Origin of the sequence: Amycolatopsis rhizosphaerae (assembly GCF_007713715.1) — a bacterium.
In the GTDB taxonomy this organism is placed as follows: domain Bacteria; phylum Actinomycetota; class Actinomycetes; order Mycobacteriales; family Pseudonocardiaceae; genus Amycolatopsis_E; species Amycolatopsis_E rhizosphaerae.
Genome location: NZ_VJWX01000583.1, coordinates 1 through 4,212, shown reverse-complemented (window position 1 = coordinate 4,212; position 4,212 = coordinate 1). Strand labels below are relative to the sequence as shown.

The 4,212-nt window shown below is 73.1% G+C and carries 5 protein-coding genes; all 5 read left to right on the top strand.

Annotated elements, in window-relative coordinates; genetic code table 11:
• Positions 1-43: 43 nt before the first annotated feature.
• The 5 genes from FNH05_RS33620 to FNH05_RS33600 all read left to right on the top strand — a co-directional run bounded on the left by FNH05_RS33620 (position 44) and on the right by FNH05_RS33600 (position 4,203).
• Positions 44-856 (top strand): putative RNA methyltransferase, encoded by an 813-nt coding sequence (locus FNH05_RS33620; protein WP_144592887.1) that lies wholly within the window; start codon positions 44-46, stop codon positions 854-856.
• On the top strand, positions 853-1,461 hold the full coding sequence (locus tag FNH05_RS33615) for a (2Fe-2S)-binding protein (RefSeq protein WP_144592886.1): 609 nt from the start codon (positions 853-855) through the stop codon (positions 1,459-1,461). The genes FNH05_RS33620 and FNH05_RS33615 overlap by 4 nt, the downstream gene beginning before the upstream one ends.
• A 77-nt stretch (positions 1,462-1,538) precedes the next feature.
• Positions 1,539-2,837, top strand: coding sequence for an O-acetylhomoserine aminocarboxypropyltransferase/cysteine synthase family protein (locus tag FNH05_RS33610; RefSeq protein WP_144592885.1), 1,299 nt, complete (start codon positions 1,539-1,541; stop codon positions 2,835-2,837).
• A complete protein-coding gene (locus FNH05_RS33605) occupies positions 2,834-3,319 on the top strand; it encodes a CoA-binding protein (protein WP_144592884.1) in 486 nt (161 codons plus the stop codon). The genes FNH05_RS33610 and FNH05_RS33605 overlap by 4 nt, the downstream gene beginning before the upstream one ends.
• Before the next feature lie 71 nt (positions 3,320-3,390).
• Positions 3,391-4,203, top strand: a complete 813-nt coding sequence (locus FNH05_RS33600) for an MBL fold metallo-hydrolase (RefSeq protein WP_144592883.1) — start codon at positions 3,391-3,393, stop codon at positions 4,201-4,203.
• Positions 4,204-4,212 lie beyond the last annotated feature (9 nt).

Here is a 4,212-nt window from a genome sequence, read left to right as displayed (position 1 = left end):
GACCCCGACCGCTCCCCGCACCGATGGCCCGCCCGCGCCGGTCGTGCGGGCCCTGCGCTGCTCGGTCTGCGCCGAGGAGTTGCGGCCGGAGCACCGCAGCCTGCGCTGCCCCCGCGGTCACGCCTTCGACCTCGCGAAACAGGGGTACGTGAATCTCCTGCACGCCAAGGTGCCCGCCGGTACCGCCGACACCGCGGACATGGTGGCCGCGCGGGTCGCGTTCCTCGCCGCCGGCCACTACGCGCCGGTGGCCGAGCGCGTCGCCGAGCAGGCGGCCCGGCTCACCCGATCGGGTCTGATCGTCGATGCGGGCGCGGGTACCGGTTACTACCTCGCCCGCGTGCTCGACCGGCTGCCCGCGGCGACCGGGCTCGCGCTCGACGTTTCGGCCCTCGCCCTGCGGCGCGCGGCCCGCGCGCACGAGCGGCTGGGGGCCGCGGTGTGGAACCTCTGGCGGCCCTGGCCGGTGGCCGACGGGACGGCCTCGGTGGTGCTGAACGTGTTCGCGCCGCGCAACGGGCCGGAGTTCCACCGCGTGCTGCGCCCCGGCGGCGCCCTCGTCGTGGTGTCCCCCCAGGCGGGGCACCTGCGCGAGCTGGCTTCCGTGGTCGACCTGCTCGAAGTGGACGACCGCAAACAGGAGCGGATCGAAGCCGCTCTCGGCGGGTACTTCGAACTCGTGGCGAGGGAGCCGTACACGAGGACGCTCACGCTCACTCCCGATGAGGTACGCCAGGTGGTGGGCATGGGCCCGAACGCGCACCACCCCGAGCGGCTCACCCGGCTGGACCGGCTCGACGAGCCGCGCGAGGCCACCCTGTCGGTCGCCATCGCGACGTACCGGCGGGTGCCGTGAGCACGGTGCCCGGCACGGCACTGGCCGACCCCGGCTGGGTGCGGGGGCAGATCGCGCTGACGCGGCGGCGTCACGGTCCGGTGAAGCCGCCGGTGCTCGGCACGATCTGGTGGTACTCGGCCTCTTCGGTCCTGGTCGCGCCCGCCATCGAGGGACTGGTGCGGGCCGGGCACCCGGCCGATCCGGCGCTCGACGCGCTCGCCGTGAGCCTGCTCGAAGACGGCACTCTGCTCGGCGCGGCCTCTTCCCGTCCCCTCCGTGGCGAGCTGGGCCCCGCGCTGGCCGCCGCGATCCATCCCGTGATCGCGGCCGTCGAGTCGGTCACCGGCGCCCGGGCCGCGGCGCTACGGGCGGTCGCGACGGATTCGATCGCCAACCGCCTGCTGTGGACGGGGCAGCCGGAACGGGCGCGGGAGATCGCCGCACCGCTGGTCGCCTCGCTCGGGGGGCTGCCGCTTCCCCGCTTCACGGAGGTGGGCGGGACCGTGGTGGTGCGCCGGGCCTCCTGCTGCCTGCTCTACCAGGCCGGGCAGCCGAAATGCCTCAGCTGCCCCAGGCAGGTCCCCGCCGAACGGCTCCGGCGGTTGCGCGAGGCGCTCGGCTGAGCCAGGAGCGGCGCACCCGGGCGATCAAGGCCTGGGAACCATGGCCCGTGACGGTCCCACTGGGTAACGTCACTGGCGTGAGTGAACGAAGCTGGGGGTTCCGGACCCGGGCCCTGCACGCCGGCGGCCTGCCCGACGCCGCGACCGGCGCCAGGGCGGTACCGATCTACCAGACGACGAGCTTCGTGTTCGAAGACGCGGCGGACGCGGCGAACCTCTTCGCACTCCAGAAGTACGGCAACATCTACTCGCGCATCGGCAATCCGACGGTGGCCGCCTTCGAGGAGCGGATCGCCAGCCTCGAAGGCGCGATCGGCGGGGTCGCCACCGCCAGCGGCCAGGCCGCCGAGTTCCTCACCTTCTCCGCGCTGACCGAGGCCGGGGACCACATCGTCGCGGCCAGCGGCCTCTACGGCGGCACCGTGACCCAGCTCGGCGGCACGTTGCGGCGCTTCGGCGTGGACACCACGTTCGTCGCGGGAGACACCGCGGAGGACTACGCGGCCGCGATCACCGACCGCACCAAGCTGATCTTCACCGAGGTGATCGGCAACCCCGGCGGGACCGTGGCGGACCTGTCCGCCCTGGCCGACCTGGCGCACGCCCACGGCATCCCGCTCGTCGTGGACGCCACGCTCGCCACGCCCTACCTGTGCCGTCCGATCGAGCACGGCGCCGACATCGTGCTGCACTCGGCGACGAAGTTCCTCGGCGGGCACGGCACCACGCTCGGCGGGATCGTGGTGGAGTCGGGCCGGTTCGACTGGGGCAACGGCAGGTTCCCCCGGATGACCGAGGCGGTGCCCTCCTACGGCGGGCTGAAGTACTGGGAGAACTTCGGCGAGTACGCGTTCTGCACCCGGCTGCGGGCCGAGCAGCTGCGGGACATCGGCGCGGCCCTGTCCCCGCATTCGGCCTTCCTCCTGCTCCAGGGGGTGGAAACGCTGCCGCAGCGGATGGACGCGCACGTGCGCAACGCCCAGGCGGTCGCCGAATTCCTCGACGCCGACGACCGGGTCGCGTGGGTGGCCTACGCCGGGCTGCCCGGTCATCCGCACCACGACCGCGCGAAGAAGTACCTGCCGCAGGGTCCGGGTGCGGTGTTCTCCTTCGGCGTCAGGGGCGGCCGCCCCGCGGGCGAAAGGTTCGTCGAATCGGTCGAACTGCTGTCGCACCTGGCCAACATCGGCGACGCGCGTTCGCTGGTCATCCACCCCGCGTCCACCACGCATCAGCAGCTGTCCGAAGAGCAGTTGCGCGCGGGCGGGGTCGGGCCCGACCTCATCCGGCTCTCCGTCGGGCTGGAAGACGTCGAAGACATCCTGTGGGACATCGACCAGGCGCTGACGGCGGCGTCGAAGGCGGTGGCGCGGTGACCGGCACCTGGGCCTCCCCCACCGCGCGGCAGCGGCGGGCGATCCTGGACCGCACGGAGTCGGTGACCCTCGTCGGCGCCTCGGACAATCCCGCGCGCCCCAGCTACTTCGTGGCCACCTACCTGCTGTCCTCCAGCCGCTACCGCGTCAACTTCGTCAACCCCCGGTTGAAGGAGCTGCTCGGCCACCCGGTGTACCCCGCGCTGGCGGACGTCCCGGGCGGGCTGGACCTGGTGAGCGTCTTCCGCAGGCACGAGGACCTGCCCGGGGTGGCCGAGGAAGCGATCGAAGCGGGCGCCCGCACCCTGTGGCTGCAACTGGGCCTGTGGCACGAACCGGTGGCCGAACGCGCGAGCGGCGCCGGGCTGGACGTCGTGATGGACCGGTGCGTGAAGATCGAGCACGCCCGGTTCGCGGGCGGGCTGCACCTGGCGGGGTTCGACACCGGAGTGATCAGCTCCCGGCGCCCGTCGCCCCGCTGAGGCGTCCTTCCCCGGCGGGAAAAGCGTGGTGGCGGAGGAAGAATCGGCGGAGGGAGCCTGTTGTGGCGGGTATGACGGATGATCTTCGAGTGTCGTTTGCCGGCGGGCCGACCGCGCTGCTCGAACTCGCAGGCAAGCGGCTGCTGACCGATCCGACGTTCAGCCCCGCGGGAGTGCACGAGAGCGCCCCCGGCCGTCCCCTCACCAAGACCGAGGAGCCCGGCCTCTCGCGCGAGGACATCGGCGAGGTCGACGCCGTGCTGCTCTCGCACGACCAGCACGCCGACAACCTCGACCCGGCCGGCCGCGCCCTGGTGGGGGAGGTGCTGCTCACGCTGACCACGCGCAGCGGCGCGAGCAGGCTCGGCGGCACCGCCCAGGGCCTTCCGCCGTGGGCGATGGTCGCGCTCGGCTCGCTGGAGGTCATCGCGGTCCCCGCGCAGCACGGCCCGCCCGGCTGCGAATCGATGACCGGCGAGGTGACCGGTTTCGTGCTGCGGGGCCGCGACCTGCCGACGGTCTACGTCTCCGGCGACAACGCGTCGCTGGACGTCGTCCGCGCGATCGCCCGGCGGATCGGGCCGGTGGACGTGGCGCTGCTGTTCGCGGGCGCGGCGCGGACCTCGCTGTTCGACGGGGCCCCGCTGACCCTGACCAGCGAGGCCGCCGCCGAAGCGACCCGCATCCTCGGCGCCCGCCACGTCATCCCGCTGCACACGCGGGGCTGGGCCCATTTCAGTGAGGGACCGGACTCGGTGCGCAAGGCCTTCGCCAACGCCGGGCTGAGCGAGCGGCTGCACATGCTCGAACCCGGCGAGTCCCTGGTGCTCACCGGCCCATGGAAGACGCAGAAGACGCAGAGGACGCCTCGAACCGTGCGCTGACTGTCTCTT

Coding starts and splice junctions, on each gene's coding strand:
- FNH05_RS33600 (WP_144592883.1), top strand. CDS start 3,391: ATGACGGATGATCTTCGAGTGTCGTTTGCCGGCGGGCCGACCGCGCTG.